We start from the raw sequence: 17,328 nt of genomic DNA, 5'->3' as shown, positions 1-17,328 counted from the left end.
CTTGTGGCACTTCTTTAGTTCCTTCGCGTAAGCCTAGGAACTATTGCTATTTTTAGGACATGAGTTTTTTCATGCTGCTCGACATAGCAATAGTCCCTAATTCAAGAGGATTCAATCGTGGCTCGTAAAACACCTATTGAGCGTTACCGCAATATCGGTATCGTTGCTCACGTCGACGCAGGTAAGACAACCACAAGCGAACGTATTTTGTTCTACACTGGTCTTTCTCATAAAATCGGTGAAGTTCACGATGGCGCTGCTACCATGGACTGGATGGAGCAGGAGCAAGAACGTGGTATTACTATCACGTCTGCTGCGACTACAACTTTCTGGCGTGGTATGGAAGCGCAATTTCCCGATCACCGCATCAACATCATTGATACTCCAGGACACGTAGACTTTACTATCGAAGTAGAGCGCTCATTGCGCGTACTTGATGGTGCGGTAGTGGTTTTCTGTGGTTCGTCTGGTGTTGAACCTCAATCTGAAACAGTATGGCGTCAAGCTGATAAGTACCATGTTCCTCGTATGGTGTTTGTTAACAAAATGGACCGTGCTGGAGCTGACTTCCTGCGTGTTGTTGATCAAATTAAAAATCGTCTTGGCGCAAATCCGGTACCAATTCAACTCAACATTGGCGCGGAAGAAGAGTTTAAAGGTGTGATTGACCTGATCAAGATGAAGGCGATCAACTGGAACGATGCTGACCAAGGAACTACATTCACTTATGAAGATATTCCGGCTGACATGGTTGAAATGGCACAAGAGTACCGCCTAAACCTAGTTGAAGAAGCCGCGGAAGCGTCTGAAGAGTTGATGGAAAAGTACCTTGAAGAAGGTGACTTGACTGAAGAAGAGATCAAACAAGCGCTACGTACACGCACACTAAATAACGAAATCGTATTGGCTACTTGTGGCAGTGCGTTCAAAAACAAAGGTGTTCAAGCGGTACTAGATGCAGTTGTTGAGTATCTACCTTCACCCATTGACGTTCCTGCCATTAAGGGCGTGGATGAAAACGAAAATGAAGTAGAGCGTCATGCTGACGATAAAGAACCGTTCGCTGCATTGGCGTTTAAAATTGCAACTGACCCATTCGTTGGTACGTTGACCTTTATGCGTGTCTACTCTGGTGTTGTAAACTCGGGTGATGCAGTTTACAACTCTGTGAAGCAGAAGAAAGAGCGTTTCGGTCGTATCGTACAGATGCACTCTAACAAGCGTGAAGAGATTAAATCCGTTTGTGCTGGTGATATTGCAGCGGCTATCGGCTTAAAAGACGTGACCACTGGCGACACTCTTTGTGACCAGAATCATAAAGTGATTCTAGAGCGTATGGAGTTCCCTGAACCGGTAATTCAGATCGCCGTAGAGCCTCGCTCAAAAGCGGACCAAGAGAAGATGGGTGTCGCGCTAGGTAAACTGGCGGCAGAGGATCCATCGTTCCGCGTCGAAACTGACGATGAAACGGGTCAGACACTGATCTCTGGTATGGGTGAGCTTCACCTAGACATTATCGTTGATCGCATGAAACGTGAATTTAGCGTTGACTGTAACGTCGGTAAACCTCAGGTTGCCTACCGTGAAACGATTCGCGGCACCGCGGAAGTGGAAGGTAAATTTATCCGTCAATCTGGTGGTCGTGGTCAGTACGGTCATGTTTGGATTAAACTTGAGCCGGCAGAGCTCGGTGAAGGCTTTGTCTTCGTCGACGCAATCGTAGGTGGTGCGGTTCCTAAGGAATACATCAGCTCAGTTGCGAAGGGTATCGAAGAACAGATGAACAGTGGTGTTTTAGCTGGCTATCCAACGCTTGATGTTAAAGCAACACTGTTTGATGGTTCTTACCATGATGTTGACTCTAACGAAATGGCGTTTAAAATCGCCGGTTCGATGGCATTCAAGAAGGGTGCACTAGAAGCGCAACCTGTTATTCTTGAACCAATGATGAACGTTGAAGTAACCACTCCAGAAGATTGGATGGGTGATGTTGTTGGTGACCTAAACCGTCGTCGCGGTATCATTGAAGGTATGGACGAAGGTGTGGTTGGTCTGAAGATCATCCGTGCTCAAGTTCCACTGTCGGAAATGTTTGGTTACGCAACCGATCTTCGTTCTGCGACTCAAGGCCGTGCGTCTTACTCTATGGAGTTTCATGAGTACGCTGAAGTACCGAAAAACTTCGCAGATAAAATCATCGCGGAGCGTGGCTACTTGTAAAATGCTTTGATCGAAAAAAAGTCTAGCTTTTTTTAAAGATCAATGCGTCCAAATATTGCGCTGACTGACGTTGGCGCATAAAATAGCAATTTCTGGCGCGTCTCGATCAATAAGGATCGCGGCGAATCATAACTAGGAAGGAACACGATCGTGTCTAAAGAAAAATTTGAACGTACGAAACCGCACGTTAACGTTGGTACAATTGGCCACGTTGACCACGGTAAAACAACTCTAACTGCTGCTATCTGTACTACACTTGCAAAAGTGTACGGTGGTGTTGCGAAAGACTTCGCATCAATCGATAACGCTCCAGAAGAGCGTGAGCGCGGTATCACAATCGCTACTTCTCACGTAGAGTACGACACTCCAGCACGTCACTACGCACACGTAGACTGTCCAGGACACGCGGATTATGTTAAAAACATGATCACAGGTGCTGCACAGATGGACGGTGGTATCCTAGTTGTTGCTGCAACAGATGGTCCAATGCCACAAACACGTGAGCACATCCTACTAGGCCGTCAGGTTGGTATTCCTTACATCATCGTATTCATGAACAAATGTGACATGGTTGACGATGAAGAGCTACTAGAACTAGTAGAAATGGAAGTTCGCGAACTTCTTTCTGAGTACGACTTCCCAGGTGATGACCTTCCAGTAATCCAAGGTTCTGCACTAGGCGCCCTAAACGGCGAAGAGCAGTGGGAAGCGAAGATTGTAGAACTAGCAGAAGCGCTAGATTCATACATCCCAGAGCCAGAGCGCGCAGTAGACATGCCGTTCCTAATGCCAATCGAAGACGTATTCTCAATCCAAGGTCGTGGTACAGTAGTAACTGGCCGTATCGAGCGCGGTATCCTACGTGTAGGTGACGAAGTAGAAATCGTTGGTATCAAAGAGACAACAGTAACGACTTGTACTGGTGTTGAAATGTTCCGTAAGCTTCTAGACGAAGGTCGTGCAGGTGAGAACGTAGGTGCCCTTCTACGTGGTACTAAGCGTGATGACGTAGAACGTGGTCAAGTACTAGCAGCGAAAGCTTCTATCAACCCACACACTAAGTTTGAGTCAGAAGTCTACGTACTTTCTAAAGACGAAGGCGGCCGTCATACTCCGTTCTTCAAAGGCTACCGTCCACAGTTCTACTTCCGTACAACTGACGTAACTGGTGATATCTCACTACCAGAAGGCGTAGAAATGGTAATGCCAGGCGATAACATCAAGATGACTGTAGAGCTAATCGCACCAATCGCGATGGACGAAGGTCTACGTTTCGCAATCCGCGAAGGTGGCCGTACAGTTGGTGCTGGTGTTGTTGCTAAGATCTTCGCTTAATTGTTGAAGACTTGCACGCTTCTTCATTTTTGAAGAACACGCATCTGAAAAAGGGAAGCTTCGGCTTCCCTTTTTTTGTTTTAGTTATAAGTAAAATATTTAATGTTGTATTGTAACTCATTGAAGTTCATCGACTAATCAAGCATCTCAGTATAGTAAAGTTTTAAATAGTTGAATGTCAGTGGTTATAGACAAATAGATATAACGAAATATTCTTAACTCTCATAAATTACAATTGGTAATGATAACTATTGTCGTTTATATTATTGATTGTTAGGTGGAACGGAGCGAGTTAGCTATGTATGTCTGTCTTTGTCATGGTATTTCAGACAAGAAAATTAAGAAGTTAGCGATTGATGAGGGCATTACTGATATTAAAGGTATTAAGCAATGTACTGCTCTGGGGAGTCAATGTGGCAAGTGTATTAAGCCAACCAAACAGATATTAGCCGAAACCGAGTTCTTAGTTATGAAACAAGCCAGCTAGTTTTTCACCCAGTCTTTTTGACAGCGTGCCATTTGCTTCTAGAGTTATAGGAGCCAAAGAGGAGGGCGAATGTCATGAAAGGCGATCCAATCATTATCCAACATCTCAATAAAGCGCTCGGCAATGAACTCATTGCAATCAATCAATACTTCCTACATGCACGTATGTATAAAGACTGGGGACTTAAGCACCTAGCAGATAAGGAATATCATGAGTCGATCGATGAAATGAAGCATGCCGATCATTTAATCGAACGCATTCTATTTCTGGAAGGATTACCCAATTTACAAGATCTCGGTAAATTAATGATCGGTGAAGATGTCAAAGAGATGCTGGAGTGCGATCTCAAGCTCGAAATGGCGGCTATTCCCGATTTAAAGAATGCGATTGCCTATGCCGAAGATGTCCATGACTATGTGTCACGTGATCTGTTTCTGACCATCTTGGAAGATGAAGAAGAGCACGTCGATTGGCTGGAAACGCAGCTGGGATTAATTGACATGACTGGTATTCAAAACTACCTCCAAGCGCAATATGTTGATGACGATGAGGGCTAAGTTATCGTCGCTCCGATGAGTTGCTAATCACTCCGAACAAGATCTTGCTGGCTGCTTACGCCTCAACGTTAGGCTGCCAGCGAGCCACCACATTTCTCTTGCTTATGCTGGTTTCTTTCTGTACTATTCGTGCTCCTTAAAACTCAGTCAATTATCTTTAGTTCCTTGCTTCCTCTGGACGACTGAGCCAATTGTGGAAGCTGAATAATCCGTAAGGAGCAACCCATGCGTCATTACGAAATCGTATTCATGGTGCACCCAGATCAAAGCGAGCAAGTTGCTGGCATGATCGAGCGTTACACTGGTTCTATCACTGAAGCTGGCGGTACTATCCACCGTCTAGAAGATTGGGGTCGTCGTCAACTGGCTTACCCAATCAACAAGCTTCACAAAGCTCACTACGTTCTTATGAACGTTGAAGCTGACCAAGCTGTAATCGATGAACTAGAAACTGCTTTCCGTTTCAACGATGCAGTTCTACGTAACATGGTCATGCGTACTAAAGCGGCGATCACTGAGCAATCTATCATGCTTAAGCAACGAGAAGAGCGTGCTCCTCGTCGCGAAGAGCGTGCTGAAGCTAAGCCAGAAGCCGCTGCTGAGTAATTTGTCTTATGGCCAATCGAATGGAGCTTTCTGGCACGATTGTCAAACCGCCCATTCGTAGCAAAAGCCCAGGTGGTATCGAACACTGTCGGTTTTGGTTAGAGCATCGCTCTACTATCATCGAGGCTGACCTTCCGAGACAAGTTTATTGTCGTATGCCGGTCGTTGTCAGTGGGCCTAGGTCACAAGCGTTAACTCAGAGTTTAGTACAAGGTAGTAGCATTAAGGTAAGTGGTTTTGTCACTTATCAAACCGGCCGTAACGGTGTAGGTAAATTAGTGCTGCATGCCGACAACATTACTCAAATTTAAGATCAGGAGATAGCCCATGGCTCGTTTCTTCCGTCGTCGTAAATTCTGCCGTTTTACAGCAGAAGGCGTTCAAGAGATTGATTACAAAGACGTAGCAACTCTTAAAAACTACATCACTGAAGCTGGTAAAATCGTACCTAGCCGTATCACTGGTACAAGTGCTAAATACCAACGTCAGCTAGCTCGCGCTATTAAGCGTTCACGCTACCTAGCTCTACTTCCGTACACTGACAAGCATCAGTAATCGGCTCGTTTTATAAAGAGGAATTAAACAATGCAAGTTATTCTACTTGATAAAATCGGTAAACTAGGTGCTCTAGGCGAAACGGTTAACGTTAAATCTGGTTACGCTCGTAACTTCCTTATCCCTCAGGGTAAAGCGGTTATGGCTACTAAATCTAACGTTGAAATGTTTGAAACTCGTCGCGCTGAACTAGAAGCAAAAGCTGCTGAACAAGTTGCTGCTGCTGAAGCTCGCGCTGAGAAGCTTGGCGCTCTAGAAGCTGTTGTTATCGCTTCTAAAGCTGGTGACGAAGGTAAACTATTCGGTTCTATCGGTACTCGCGACATCGCTGATGCAATCACTGCAGCTGGCGTTGAAGTAGTTAAGAGCGAAGTTCGTCTTCCTGAAGGCGCACTACGTAACACTGGTGAGTTCGAGATCAGCGTTCAACTTCACTCTGAAGTTTTCGCTACTGTGAACCTACAAGTTGTTGCTGCTGACTAATTCAGTTTAACGACGTATTTAAAAAGCACCTGCTTGCAGGTGCTTTTTTTATGCCTATTGTTCGGTGTTGGCTGACTGGCCAGTCAGCTAAAATTGGAACAGCAAGTTAACCGAGAAGATCGAGTCTGCTTTTGTTAGCCCTTCTGGTACTTTATCGTGGTATTGGCGAGAATAGGCCAGTTTCAAAGCAATATCTTCGGTGACATTATTAGTCACACTGATGTCAGTGTCGGTCCGGGTATTACTGTAGCCTGAGACGACGGTTACGTCGGCTGCAATCGATAGACTATCTAACGCTTGCCAGCGAGTATTGAGGTTGCCCCTAAAAATACCTTCGCGCACGGTTTCAGGAAAAATAATGTCATCGTCATCAATTTCATCTAGGTTAGGTTCTTGATAGCGAAAACCTGGGCCAAATTCCACCTCTAAGACAAAGTGTTCGGTATTGGCAAACTGATAACCTAAACCGCCCGACAAGGTATAATCCTTGAAATAGGCCGTATAGCGAGAATCAACACCACGAAAGCTGCCATAAAGGTAGGTTTTCGGGCTCAGTTTGTAGTCGCTCTGTGCGGTATAGGTCGATTGCCTTTTGTCCTCTTCCCCATCCTTATACAGCAAGTAGTATTTCCACTCGCCATAGGTACGATGACGGCCTTCAACGTATTCCAGATTGAGGCGTGAGTTGAGTGAGCGTGAGTCAGAATTACCAGTATGTGCCTGATAGCCAAACTCCACTTCCGCATCCCAAGGGGAAGGAATTTCAATATCCGAGTGGTCCTGTCCTTGTTCATCGGCATAAGCACACATTGAGCTGAGTAACCCCATGCTCAATAGCCAAAGTTTAGACACTAACGACCTCAATATTAAAAAAACACCGCAACAATGGTAATGCGAAATGAGGACGATACCGTCAACAACAGGTTAAATCTGATTCACTAGGTGACAAAGTATCAACAGACTACAGACATCGGCTTTATTCTCGTTATAATTAGCGGTCCAGAGCAAGTTGTTGAGCAGAACCATGGCCGAAGCGAAAGTAGATTATCGAAACAAAAAGTTTAGAGACGCACAAGTCGATGCGATTAAACTTCCCCCTCATTCACTAGAAGCTGAACAGTCCGTTATCGGTGGCTTGCTGCTTGATAATGAGCGTTGGGATACGGTTTCAGAACGTGTTGTCGCGAAAGATTTCTACAGCCGTCCGCATCGTCTTATTTTCGAAGCAGTTAAGTCGATTCTTGAAGACAACAAACCGCTCGATCTTATTACACTGTCGGAGTTCCTTGAACTGCGTGAGCAACTCGACGACGTCGGTGGCTTTGCTTATCTTGCCGATTTGGTTAAAAACACCCCGAGTGCGGCTAACATCAATGCTTATGCAGACATTGTTGCTGAGCGCGCTTTAGTACGTGATTTGATTGGGGTTGCTAACGAAATTGCCGATGCAGGTTACGACCCACAAGGGCGCAGTTCAGAAGATCTGTTGGATCTGGCAGAAAGTAAAGTATTTGCGATTGCAGAGGCACGCACCAACGAGAACGAAGGCCCACAGAACGTTGACAATATTCTTGAGAAGACCCTTGAGCGTATCGAGCTATTGTACAAGTCACCACAAGATGGTGTGACAGGGGTCAACACTGGGTTCACTGATCTCAACAAAAAAACGGCGGGTTTGCAGGGCTCGGATCTTGTCATTGTCGCCGCACGTCCGTCGATGGGTAAAACCACCTTTGCGATGAACTTATGTGAAAACGCAGCGATGGAACAAGAAAAGCCAGTTTTGATCTTCTCGCTAGAGATGCCCGCGGAGCAGATCATGATGCGTATGTTGGCCTCGTTGTCGCGTGTTGACCAAACCAAAATTCGAACTGGTCAGCTTGATGATGAAGATTGGGCGCGTATCTCTTCAACCATGGGAATCCTGATGGAGAAGAAGAACATGTACATCGATGACAGCTCAGGTTTGACGCCCACCGAAGTACGTTCACGCGCTCGTCGTATTGCTCGCGATCACGGCGGTCTGTCGATGATCATGGTCGACTACCTGCAATTAATGCGCGTCCCTGCGCTGTCAGATAACCGTACACTGGAGATTGCTGAAATCTCGCGCTCACTGAAAGCCTTGGCCAAAGAGTTGAATGTTCCTGTCGTAGCATTGTCGCAGTTGAACCGTTCCCTAGAGCAACGTGCTGATAAGCGCCCAGTAAACTCAGATTTACGTGAATCGGGCTCTATCGAGCAAGATGCTGACTTGATCATGTTTATCTATCGTGATGAAGTCTACAACCCAGATAGTTCAATGAAAGGCACCGCCGAAATCATTCTGGGTAAGCAGCGTAATGGTCCAATCGGTTCGGTTCGCCTGACGTTCCAAGGACAGTGGTCACGCTTTGATAATTATGCAGGCCCTTCATTTGATATGGACGACGAATAATTTATGACGCATATGAAAGCCGCAACGGCTTACATTGATTTGACCGCACTCAAGCACAACTTAGTGCAAATAAAGCAGCAAGCACCGCACAGCAAAGTCATGGCGGTGGTGAAAGCCAATAGTTATGGTCATGGTCTGCGTCATGTTGCGAAAAGCGCGCAAGGAGCGGATGCGTTTGGCGTCGCCAGAATTGAAGAGGCGTTGCAACTACGTGCTAGTGGTGTCGTGAAACCGATTTTGTTGCTCGAAGGGTTTTACTCTCAAGGAGACTTACCAGTACTGGTGACCAACAATATCCAAACTGTGGTGCATTGTGAGGAGCAACTTGAGGCGCTAGAGCAAGCTCAGCTTGAGACACCGGTTGTGGTATGGCTAAAAATCGACAGTGGAATGCATCGTTTAGGGGTCCGCCCTGAGCAATACAATGGTTTTGTGGAGCGTTTGAAAAAGTGCCGCAATGTCGCTAAACCTTTGCGATATATGAGTCATTTTGGTTGTGCTGATGAACTGGATAAACCGACTACCACTCAACAGATCGAACTATTTATGTCTTTGACCCAAGGGTGTGAAGGTGAACGCTCAATGGCCGCCTCGGCAGGGCTACTAGCCTGGCCTGATAGCCAAATGGATTGGGTACGTCCGGGCATTATAATGTACGGCGTTTCGCCATTTGGGGATAGAAATGCGCAGCAGATGGGCTACCTGCCTGTCATGACGCTCAAGTCGCACTTGATTGCGGTACGTGAAGTTAAAGCTGGCGAAAGTGTTGGTTATGGTGGTATCTGGACCAGTGAGCGAGATACCAAAATCGGCGTTATTGCGATTGGTTACGGCGATGGCTACCCAAGAATGGCGCCCAATGGCACACCGGTATGGGTCAATGGGCGCAAAGTGCCGATCGCTGGCCGTGTCTCTATGGATATGCTCACCGTCGATCTCGGTCCAGACGCGAACGATTGTGTTGGCGATGAAGCCATTTTGTGGGGGAAAGATCTTCCGGTTGAAGAGGTGGCTTCTCATATTGGCACGATTGCCTATGAGCTGGTGACTAAACTCACATCACGCGTCGATATGGAATATTCAAATTAACGTTATGAATTTCAAATCATTTTCAATGCTGGCAGTACTTGCCAGCATTTTTATTTCTGCGCCAGTCTTGAGCAAAGAAAAACAGTCAGCGTTTTTGCCTTTTTATTTTGCTACCGAGACGCTTGGTAATACTTTCGGCATTGCGGGGGTGGCTAAAGGAGTCGGACAACCGCAAGCCGCGTTGTTTGGTATGGCGATGTATTCAGATAAACAGAGCTATATCAGTTTTCTATCGGCCTTTAACTACGCGTTATCTGAGCAGGTTTTATTCAGTACTCAGATGTATCAAGCACAGCTTAACAACACGCCTTATTACTTGGGGATGCAAGGCCAAAATGACTCTGTTACTGGCGAAAAAACAGTGACCAACGGGTTTGAGCAAAATTATCAATTTGAATTTAAGTACTTGTTGCCTTGGGGGAATGTCGCGCAATATGGCCTGCTTGGGGCGTTTAAGCCTAATCGTGATGTGTGGTTTGCTTCTCCAGTTGATTCTGGTGTGAGTTCAATTGCATTTACCCCCTTTTATTCATCTAGGGAACTCGATATTGAGTCGTCAACTGAACAATCAACAGGCTTTGAACTGGGTTTTGATTGGGACAATCGTGACAACTCACGCAATCCGACTCACGGTTCACACACGTCGTTAGATGTGACTGTTGGTGTCGAGAGTTGGCAAAGCGAACAATTGTGGAGCAAGTGGGAGTTTCAAAATAGTCAGTATTATCCGCTTGGCTCCTTAGGGGAGATGTTTGAACAGCAGGTGATTGCACTTAATATTTATACCGCAGATACCCCAACTTGGAATCATTGCGACGGCGATGATTGTGCGAGACCTCCTGAGCAAGATCAAGTACGATTAGGTGGATTATATCGCCTTCGTGGCTATACAAGTGGTCGTTTTCACGGCCGCTCTGCGCTGTACTACTCGGCAGAATATCGTGCCATGCCAAAGTGGCAGCCATTGGATAGTATTCCTATTATCAACTACTACGACCTCCCTTGGTGGCAGTGGGTAGTATTTGCTGACGCTGGACGAGTGGCTGATGAATATGATTTGCGCACTTTACATCATGATATGAAATGGAGCTTAGGTGGTGCCGTTCGTTTTCAGGTTGAAGGGGTGGTTGTTAGAGCAGAAGTAGCTCAAGCAAGTGATGAAGGCAATTTCCGCATTATGATCAACCAACCATTCTAACCGTCTCATGCTTACGTTTTTTTCAGCGTGAGGGTTATTCCCCATGCAGCGTTGCAATCACGGTTCGGGATCCACCGAAGTCACGATGCTCCCCCAAATAGATACCTTGCCAGGTTCCTAAAGCCAAGCGTCCGTTGCTGATTGGAATCATGACACTACAACCTAACGTCGAGGCCTTGATATGGGCAGGCATATCATCATCACCTTCATATGTATGTTGATAGTAAGATGCCCGCTCTGGCACAAAATGGTTAAAATGTTGCTCCATATCGTGTCTGACGGTCGGATCTGCGTTTTCATTGATGGTCAAACTGGCCGAGGTATGTTGAATAAATAACTGTAATATTCCCACAGAATAATCTGCTATTTGTGGTAATTGTTGTTCAATTTCATCGGTAATTAGATGGAATCCACGCTTACGCGCGCTAATTTTCAGTGTTTTTTGAGTCCACATACGGCAACCTATATTTGATGATTCGCGTCTAATGGTTAAGCTTAGCTAAGGTTAATGGTAAGCTCTTACTTGCGAGTAGGGTGTTTGTTTAGTTTTGAAGCAGGGAACGTGACCTAACTCAATGTGAGCGTAAGTCGCCTGCGTCATAATATTCGCCTGAAAAAAAATTACAAAGGTAGTTATACCAATCAGAATAAATGTCTGGTCATTCTTGCTAGTTAAAATCGCTGATAGCGTCGTTATAGATTTTGTAGGTAGGTCAACTAGCTAGCTGCAATCTATGCCTTGCTCTAAGCGATTTTTCCTGCGCAACTATCTGACCATCTATTTGTCGCGACTGGTATTAGTGGCATTTTGCCTAAACATACCTAATCTTATTATTTTGCTTAATCGGGGATTCCACCAGTTGTCGCTAGGCTGAATGGAATAGAACCTACTGTAACATCGGGATAGACACCATGTTGAAAAATATCAATCCAACGCAAACACAAGCTTGGAAAGCGCTAACTGCGCACTTCGAATCTGCACAAGATATGGATATGAAAGCGTTATTTGCTCAAGATTCGGCTCGCTTTGACAACTTCTCAGCACGTTTCGGCAACGATATTCTTGTCGACTACTCTAAAAACCTAGTTAACCAAGAGACGCTCAATCATCTGTTTGCTCTAGCTAATGAGACTGAGCTAAAAGCAGCCATCGAAGCGATGTTCAGTGGTGAAGCGATCAACAAAACCGAAGATCGCGCTGTACTTCATACCGCGCTCCGCAATCGCAGCAACAAACCGGTTATGGTTGATGGCGAAGACGTGATGCCAGCGGTTAATGCTGTACTAGAGAAAATCAAATCTTTCACTGAGCGCGTGATTGGCGGTGAGTGGCAAGGCTATACGGGTAAAGCGATCACAGATATTGTTAACATCGGTATTGGTGGTTCGGACTTAGGCCCTTATATGGTGACTGAAGCACTAGCGCCTTATAAAAACCATCTAAATCTTCACTTTGTTTCAAACGTTGACGGTACGCACATCGTTGAAACGCTTAAAAAAGTAGACCCTGAAACCACTCTATTCCTAATTGCATCGAAGACATTCACCACTCAAGAAACCATGACAAACGCACATTCTGCTCGTGATTGGTTCCTAGAGACTGCTGGCGATCAAGCGCATGTCGCTAAACACTTCGCAGCACTGTCGACCAACGCGAGCGCTGTGTCTGAGTTTGGTATCGATACAGACAACATGTTTGAGTTCTGGGACTGGGTTGGCGGTCGTTACTCTCTTTGGTCTGCCATTGGTCTTTCTATTGCACTAGCGGTTGGTTACGACAACTTTATTGAGCTATTGGACGGTGCGCATGAAATGGATAACCATTTCGCCGCGACAGAGTTTGAAAACAACATTCCAGTGATTCTGGCGTTGCTTGGCTTATGGTACAACAACTTCCACGGCGCAGAGTCTGAAGCTATCTTACCTTACGATCAATATATGCACCGTTTCGCTGCCTACTTCCAGCAAGGCAACATGGAATCGAACGGTAAATACGTTGACCGTGATGGTAATGCCGTGACGTACCAGACTGGGCCAATTATCTGGGGCGAACCGGGTACCAATGGTCAGCACGCGTTCTACCAGCTGATTCACCAAGGCACTAAGTTGATCCCATGTGACTTCATTGCGCCAGCACTTAGCCATAATCCTGCTGGTGATCATCACCAGAAGCTGATGTCTAACTTTTTTGCCCAAACGGAAGCCCTTGCTTTTGGTAAGTCAGAAGAAACGGTTAAAGCAGAGTTTGCGAAAGCAGGCAAGAGCGAAGCAGAAGCGGCGACACTCGCGCCATTCAAAGTCTTTGAAGGTAATCGTCCAACGAACTCTATCCTAGTTAAGCAGATCACTCCGCGTACACTAGGTAACTTGATTGCAATGTACGAACATAAGATTTTTGTGCAAGGGGTTATCTGGAACATCTTCAGCTTTGATCAGTGGGGTGTGGAGCTAGGCAAACAGCTAGCAAACCAAATCTTGCCAGAGCTTGCCGATGATACCGCGATCAATTCACATGACAGCTCGACCAATGGTTTGATTAACGCATTTAAAGCGTTCAAAGCGCAATAACAGTCAAGCTTGAATCTGCAGCGCCCATTGTTTGGGTGATAAGCCAATAATGACGCCAACCGAAAGGTTGGCGTTTTTTGTGGTGTGGAGACGATAGGGTTGCAGATAGCGCTTACACCGTATGATGAATACTGCTTTCCACTTCCGTATTGGCGATAAATTTCTGGCTGAGCATCGCAACCATCTGATCGTAGTACTGCATATTGGGTTTGTTTCCGAGCAATTTGCACAGCTCATTGCCCGTGGGTGTAAAGCGATAGTAGAGCAACCTTACGCCTTTGCTGTGCGCCTGTAATGATAGCTGCTTACCCTGATAAAGCAGTGGTAACGGTGAATCCAGTTCAATTTCTCCAGATTCTAATTCCGTGCCATGCATCAATCCTAGCTCAAACAATACCAATAAACTTGAGTAGGGCAGTTGGAAGTTGCCGACATTAATATTGCTGGTGGTGGCACGCTTACCGAAACTAAAGATGCCCCCCTGCGCTCGATAGCCGACTAATAACTTACGGCTATTGTCGCCACCAAAACTGCAGGCCAAAGAGGACGCGCGCTGAAGAATCTGCGCCTCTTTCGGCGTCATATCTTGTAAAACTTTCAGTGCTTTCATCGAGGTTGAACCTGGATTGGTCACCTCTCGCTTTAGCACTTGTGCCCACAGGCGTTGCATTGAGTGATTGTGCACTTCTTGCGCCATATCGAAAAAGCGTAACAGCCAATCTTGTTCGGGATCACCAGCCATTTCGTCTTTGCAGGAAATGTGGGCGAGCTTCAGGATTTGCTCAAGATTTTTCTGCCGTAACTCTTTGCGTCTCCTCTCCCTGATCAGGGCGCGTTCTAAGGCGTTTTTTTCTGGCTTCTCGGTTTGCAGTAGGGCATCTAGACCGTAGGTTTGAGCGATGTTGAGAACTCGGCTTGCGCTGTCTTTGATGTAGCTAGACTTTTTTTCTTGGCGCCGAGGTGGTTCGGCTTCGTGTTCTAGGACAACGGGCTTATTGGTCTCAGACATGCTATTTCCTTAGCCATCAGATTGTTAACTCAAGTGTTTACTTTACCTCGGAAGCGCCAAGCCCGCCACACAAAGACTGTGAGCCAGTTTATAAAAATATCGCTACCATAAATGATAACAAGTTGTTAAAATTGTTACCGTTACTTTTGAGGGGCTTATGAAGTATTTTAATGACAATAAAATAAAGAAGCACCTGTCAATCGCCCTATTGTTACTCTGTTACCTAGCCATACTCGGTTATCTATCTAGCTATTTGGCATAAAAAAGGGCGTTAACAGGCGGCTCATTTTTTTAACACTTACAGATCATCGTACTCGGCAATCTCTGTGCCTTCAATCACATAGCCAGTCTCTGCTAACTCGTGGCTGACGGTTTCAGTTTTGAGTGTGCCTACCACATAAATAACATCCCACAACTGCTGCACGGGCGCGCCTTTAGGAAAGCGGACATAGATGATTTGGTTTGGCGGCGGTGGTGGCACATGGATACACGCGCCAAAGTAAGGGACCAGCAAAAATTCAGTGACGTTGTTTTCGTCCCCTTCCAATGGGATCACAAATCCCGGTATTTTCACTTTACTGCCGTTAAGCTCTGGTCTGATTCCGCCAACTTTGGACTGTTTCATTACATCTGTAGAGTGATCGACGGCTGGCATGCCATAGGAATCAAACTGGTTGCGCTCACTTTCTGGAATTAAGTCAATCCAGTCGAGCGTTAAGGTCTCTTCGGCATGAGTTGTAAAACTGGTTACACCGAATGTCATGAGGGTGATAAGTAATAGGCTAATGGTTTTCATTGGTTATACTCTGATTGTCATTCCGTCGTTAAGTGATTGTCTATACGCACGAAGGGCGGGAATAAATCCTATGGTGGTTCCTGCCAGTTGTACAGCTGCTAACAGTAAAAGCTCGTAATAGGATAAACCGCTTAGTGATAAATTGATGCCGTAGGTCTGTTGAATCAGTGGTGCGGCCAACGTCAACATCGCATATAAGCCGATCGTCCCGACAATGAGACCGACAAAGGTCAATACACTGGCTTCGAGAATGAGCAAGCTAAATACGTGACGAGGCCGAGCGCCCATGGCACGCAGAATCGCCATTTCACGCCGACGCTCTTGCAGGCTCGTCAGCAAACTCGATAGCATACCGAGCAGTCCTGCCACGACCACAAATACCGAGACCGCCATCAAGGCTTGTTCTGCCACCGACATCATTGCCCATAACTCATGTAGGGCAACGCCCGGCAAAATAGCGCTTAACGGCTCTTTGTTGTAGGTATTGATTTGCCTCTGCAGCGCGAAGGTCTGAATTTTTGACTTTAAACCTAGCATCATGGCGGTAATTTGTTGGGGTTGAAAGTCGATACTGGCCAGTTGCTCGGCACTTGGGGTATTGCCTAAGTTGGCCCCGCTTTCCCAGCCGACATGAATCGCCTCAATGGCTTGCAATGAAACATGCACCGTCTTGTCAACCGGCGTGCCCGTTGGGGCCAAGATACCAACGACCTTAAAAGGTAAGGTATCGTGACGACTAAAACCCACATCGCTAATGCCATGGGCAATGACCATATCGCTGCCAATCTGGTAGTTAAGTGTGCGGGCTACCTCTGCGCCAATTACGGCTTCAAAAAGACCATTGAATTCTCGGCCTTGCGTAAAGGCTAGGTTTTGCTTTTGTCCATAACGGTAGTGGGCAAAATATTGATGATTGGTTCCCATGACCCGAAACCCTTGGTGAGAGTCTCCGAGTGAGATAGGAATAGCCCAATCTACAGCGCGGTGTTGGCTGAACTCTAGATAGCTTTTCCAGTCGATATTATTGGTTGCATTACCGATGCGAAAGACTGAGTAAAGCAATAAATTTACTTGTCCCGAACGGCCGCCGACAATCAGATCAGTACCAGAAATGGTGTTGGCAAAGCTGCTTTTGGCCTCGGTGCGAATTCGCTCCACGCCAAGTAGTAAAATCACTGAAATAGCCACGGTCAATATACTCAGAATCGCCGTCACTTTACGGTTACGGACGCTTTTCCAAGCCAATGTTAGCGTTGGGGTCATAGGTAGCCTCCGGCTTGATTTAACTGTTGGAGGTTAATCGTTTTGTCAAAGAAAGCTTCTAAGGTCGGGTCATGGCTGACAAACAATAGCGTTGAATTAGCCTGATTGACTTGTTCTAACAGTAACTCAATAAACGCGCTGCGATTATCAAAATCAAGTGATGACGTCGGCTCATCAGCAATGATGATGTTGGGGCGACCGATCAAAGCGCGCGCTGCCGCGACTCGCTGTTGCTGACCAATACTTAACTCGGCTACCGGTTTATTCAGGAGTGAGCTGGGCAGATGCAGCTTATCGAGCAAAGCTTTTGCGTTGGCGATTAAGTCCCCTTCGACTTGCTGGCGTCGATGCGATGAAAACTGACAAGGTAGAGTGACGTTTTCAATGACATTAAGGTATGGCAATAAATTAAATTGTTGAAAAATATAACCTATATTGTCGGCACGAAACTTATCGCGCTGGCTACCTGTCATGGATGAAAGTGCTTCTCCCAGTACGGACACCTTGCCTGAGGTGGCAGTATGAATACCAGTCAGCAGCCCGAGTAAAGTCGATTTACCGCATCCACTCGGCCCTTTGATAAAAAGGTGCTCTGCGCGCTTTACCGACAAAGAGGGGATATCCAATGTCGGTTTGTCATTACTAGGCCAAGTAAACTTCACTTGGTTGAGTTCAACCACACAGTGATGGGGTTTGATGTCCATTGTTGATGTCCAATCATGCAA

At 46.1% G+C, this 17,328-nt stretch carries 18 protein-coding genes; 12 read left to right on the top strand and 6 right to left on the bottom strand.

Annotation, left to right across the window (positions count from 1 at the left end):
• Positions 1-117: 117 nt before the first annotated feature.
• The 8 genes from fusA to rplI all read left to right on the top strand — a co-directional run bounded on the left by fusA (position 118) and on the right by rplI (position 6,243).
• Positions 118-2,220: an elongation factor G gene (fusA, locus tag ViNHUV68_RS12875; protein WP_038176096.1), complete on the top strand. Its 2,103-nt coding sequence runs from the start codon at positions 118-120 to the stop codon at positions 2,218-2,220.
• 150 nt (positions 2,221-2,370) lie between these two features.
• A complete protein-coding gene (tuf, locus tag ViNHUV68_RS12870) occupies positions 2,371-3,555 on the top strand; it encodes an elongation factor Tu (protein WP_391088452.1) in 1,185 nt (394 codons plus the stop codon).
• A gap of 298 nt (positions 3,556-3,853) precedes the next feature.
• Complete coding sequence (locus ViNHUV68_RS12865; RefSeq protein ID WP_391088450.1) at positions 3,854-4,042, top strand: (2Fe-2S)-binding protein; 189 nt, start codon at positions 3,854-3,856, stop codon at positions 4,040-4,042.
• Between the two features lie 74 nt (positions 4,043-4,116).
• Positions 4,117-4,599, top strand: a complete 483-nt coding sequence (gene bfr, locus ViNHUV68_RS12860) for a bacterioferritin (RefSeq protein WP_038175242.1) — start codon at positions 4,117-4,119, stop codon at positions 4,597-4,599.
• A gap of 225 nt (positions 4,600-4,824) precedes the next feature.
• Entirely contained in the window at positions 4,825-5,205 is a 381-nt protein-coding gene (gene rpsF / locus ViNHUV68_RS12855; RefSeq protein WP_038175243.1) for a 30S ribosomal protein S6, read from the top strand.
• Between the two features lie 8 nt (positions 5,206-5,213).
• Complete coding sequence (priB, locus tag ViNHUV68_RS12850) at positions 5,214-5,516, top strand: primosomal replication protein N (RefSeq protein WP_038175244.1); 303 nt, start codon at positions 5,214-5,216, stop codon at positions 5,514-5,516.
• A gap of 16 nt (positions 5,517-5,532) precedes the next feature.
• Positions 5,533-5,760 carry a 30S ribosomal protein S18 gene (gene rpsR / locus ViNHUV68_RS12845; protein WP_000090472.1) on the top strand — a complete coding sequence of 76 codons (228 nt, stop codon included), beginning with the start codon at positions 5,533-5,535 and terminating at the stop codon, positions 5,758-5,760.
• A 30-nt stretch (positions 5,761-5,790) separates the two neighbouring features.
• Positions 5,791-6,243 (top strand): 50S ribosomal protein L9, encoded by a 453-nt coding sequence (gene rplI, locus ViNHUV68_RS12840; RefSeq protein ID WP_038175245.1) that lies wholly within the window; start codon positions 5,791-5,793, stop codon positions 6,241-6,243.
• An 87-nt stretch (positions 6,244-6,330) separates the two neighbouring features.
• On the opposite strand, the gene ViNHUV68_RS12835 is transcribed toward rplI, so the two are convergent.
• Positions 6,331-7,095 (bottom strand): DUF481 domain-containing protein, encoded by a 765-nt coding sequence (locus tag ViNHUV68_RS12835; RefSeq protein WP_211252999.1) that lies wholly within the window; start codon positions 7,093-7,095, stop codon positions 6,331-6,333.
• Between the two features lie 172 nt (positions 7,096-7,267).
• Here ViNHUV68_RS12835 and ViNHUV68_RS12830 point away from each other — a divergent pair, with 172 nt between their 5' ends.
• Genes ViNHUV68_RS12830 through ViNHUV68_RS12820 form a run of 3 tightly spaced genes read left to right on the top strand, consistent with a single transcriptional unit; the run spans position 7,268 to position 10,967 of the window.
• Positions 7,268-8,680 carry a replicative DNA helicase gene (locus ViNHUV68_RS12830; protein ID WP_038175247.1) on the top strand — a complete coding sequence of 471 codons (1,413 nt, stop codon included), beginning with the start codon at positions 7,268-7,270 and terminating at the stop codon, positions 8,678-8,680.
• A 12-nt stretch (positions 8,681-8,692) separates the two neighbouring features.
• On the top strand, positions 8,693-9,769 hold the full coding sequence (alr, locus tag ViNHUV68_RS12825; protein WP_391090325.1) for an alanine racemase: 1,077 nt from the start codon (positions 8,693-8,695) through the stop codon (positions 9,767-9,769).
• A gap of 25 nt (positions 9,770-9,794) precedes the next feature.
• Positions 9,795-10,967 carry a BamA/TamA family outer membrane protein gene (locus ViNHUV68_RS12820; protein WP_391090323.1) on the top strand — a complete coding sequence of 391 codons (1,173 nt, stop codon included), beginning with the start codon at positions 9,795-9,797 and terminating at the stop codon, positions 10,965-10,967.
• A 34-nt stretch (positions 10,968-11,001) separates the two neighbouring features.
• Here the strand turns inward: ViNHUV68_RS12820 and ViNHUV68_RS12815 are convergent, their stop codons facing one another.
• On the bottom strand, positions 11,002-11,421 hold the full coding sequence (locus ViNHUV68_RS12815; RefSeq protein WP_391088446.1) for a secondary thiamine-phosphate synthase enzyme YjbQ: 420 nt from the start codon (positions 11,419-11,421) through the stop codon (positions 11,002-11,004).
• Between the two features lie 458 nt (positions 11,422-11,879).
• Here ViNHUV68_RS12815 and pgi point away from each other — a divergent pair, with 458 nt between their 5' ends.
• Positions 11,880-13,535 (top strand): glucose-6-phosphate isomerase, encoded by a 1,656-nt coding sequence (gene pgi, locus ViNHUV68_RS12810; RefSeq protein ID WP_391088444.1) that lies wholly within the window; start codon positions 11,880-11,882, stop codon positions 13,533-13,535.
• A gap of 112 nt (positions 13,536-13,647) precedes the next feature.
• Here the strand turns inward: pgi and ViNHUV68_RS12805 are convergent, their stop codons facing one another.
• The 4 genes from ViNHUV68_RS12805 to ViNHUV68_RS12790 form a co-directional block, all read right to left on the bottom strand.
• Positions 13,648-14,544 (bottom strand): TIGR03899 family protein, encoded by an 897-nt coding sequence (locus tag ViNHUV68_RS12805; RefSeq protein WP_038175251.1) that lies wholly within the window; start codon positions 14,542-14,544, stop codon positions 13,648-13,650.
• A gap of 298 nt (positions 14,545-14,842) precedes the next feature.
• Positions 14,843-15,307 carry a DUF3299 domain-containing protein gene (locus tag ViNHUV68_RS12800; RefSeq protein WP_391090322.1) on the bottom strand — a complete coding sequence of 155 codons (465 nt, stop codon included), beginning with the start codon at positions 15,305-15,307 and terminating at the stop codon, positions 14,843-14,845.
• Between the two features lie 36 nt (positions 15,308-15,343).
• The gene (locus ViNHUV68_RS12795; protein ID WP_391088442.1) at positions 15,344-16,603 is read right to left on the bottom strand and encodes an FtsX-like permease family protein; all 1,260 of its coding nucleotides are present in this window, start codon (positions 16,601-16,603) and stop codon (positions 15,344-15,346) included.
• A complete protein-coding gene (locus ViNHUV68_RS12790; protein ID WP_038175256.1) occupies positions 16,600-17,307 on the bottom strand; it encodes an ABC transporter ATP-binding protein in 708 nt (235 codons plus the stop codon). The genes ViNHUV68_RS12795 and ViNHUV68_RS12790 overlap by 4 nt, the downstream gene beginning before the upstream one ends.
• Positions 17,308-17,328: the final 21 nt, after the last annotated feature.

Source organism: Vibrio sp. NH-UV-68 (assembly GCF_042940635.1).
Classification (GTDB): domain Bacteria; phylum Pseudomonadota; class Gammaproteobacteria; order Enterobacterales; family Vibrionaceae; genus Vibrio; species Vibrio pacinii.
This window is presented reverse-complemented; position numbering and strand designations above follow the sequence as displayed.

What these genes read in the sequence shown, in the direction of transcription:
- ViNHUV68_RS12865 (WP_391088450.1), top strand. Translation starts at nt 3,854, where the DNA reads ATGTATGTCTGTCTTTGTCATGGTATTTCAGACAAGAAAATTAAGAAG.
- bfr (WP_038175242.1), top strand. Translation starts at nt 4,117, where the DNA reads ATGAAAGGCGATCCAATCATTATCCAACATCTCAATAAAGCGCTCGGC.
- rpsF (WP_038175243.1), top strand. Translation starts at nt 4,825, where the DNA reads ATGCGTCATTACGAAATCGTATTCATGGTGCACCCAGATCAAAGCGAG.
- priB (WP_038175244.1), top strand. Translation starts at nt 5,214, where the DNA reads ATGGCCAATCGAATGGAGCTTTCTGGCACGATTGTCAAACCGCCCATT.
- rpsR (WP_000090472.1), top strand. Translation starts at nt 5,533, where the DNA reads ATGGCTCGTTTCTTCCGTCGTCGTAAATTCTGCCGTTTTACAGCAGAA.
- rplI (WP_038175245.1), top strand. Translation starts at nt 5,791, where the DNA reads ATGCAAGTTATTCTACTTGATAAAATCGGTAAACTAGGTGCTCTAGGC.
- ViNHUV68_RS12830 (WP_038175247.1), top strand. Translation starts at nt 7,268, where the DNA reads ATGGCCGAAGCGAAAGTAGATTATCGAAACAAAAAGTTTAGAGACGCA.
- alr (WP_391090325.1), top strand. Translation starts at nt 8,693, where the DNA reads ATGAAAGCCGCAACGGCTTACATTGATTTGACCGCACTCAAGCACAAC.
- ViNHUV68_RS12820 (WP_391090323.1), top strand. Translation starts at nt 9,795, where the DNA reads ATGCTGGCAGTACTTGCCAGCATTTTTATTTCTGCGCCAGTCTTGAGC.
- ViNHUV68_RS12815 (WP_391088446.1), bottom strand. Translation starts at nt 11,421, where the DNA reads ATGTGGACTCAAAAAACACTGAAAATTAGCGCGCGTAAGCGTGGATTC.
- pgi (WP_391088444.1), top strand. Translation starts at nt 11,880, where the DNA reads ATGTTGAAAAATATCAATCCAACGCAAACACAAGCTTGGAAAGCGCTA.
- ViNHUV68_RS12805 (WP_038175251.1), bottom strand. Translation starts at nt 14,544, where the DNA reads ATGTCTGAGACCAATAAGCCCGTTGTCCTAGAACACGAAGCCGAACCA.
- ViNHUV68_RS12800 (WP_391090322.1), bottom strand. Translation starts at nt 15,307, where the DNA reads ATGACATTCGGTGTAACCAGTTTTACAACTCATGCCGAAGAGACCTTA.
- ViNHUV68_RS12795 (WP_391088442.1), bottom strand. Translation starts at nt 16,603, where the DNA reads ATGACCCCAACGCTAACATTGGCTTGGAAAAGCGTCCGTAACCGTAAA.
- ViNHUV68_RS12790 (WP_038175256.1), bottom strand. Translation starts at nt 17,307, where the DNA reads ATGGACATCAAACCCCATCACTGTGTGGTTGAACTCAACCAAGTGAAG.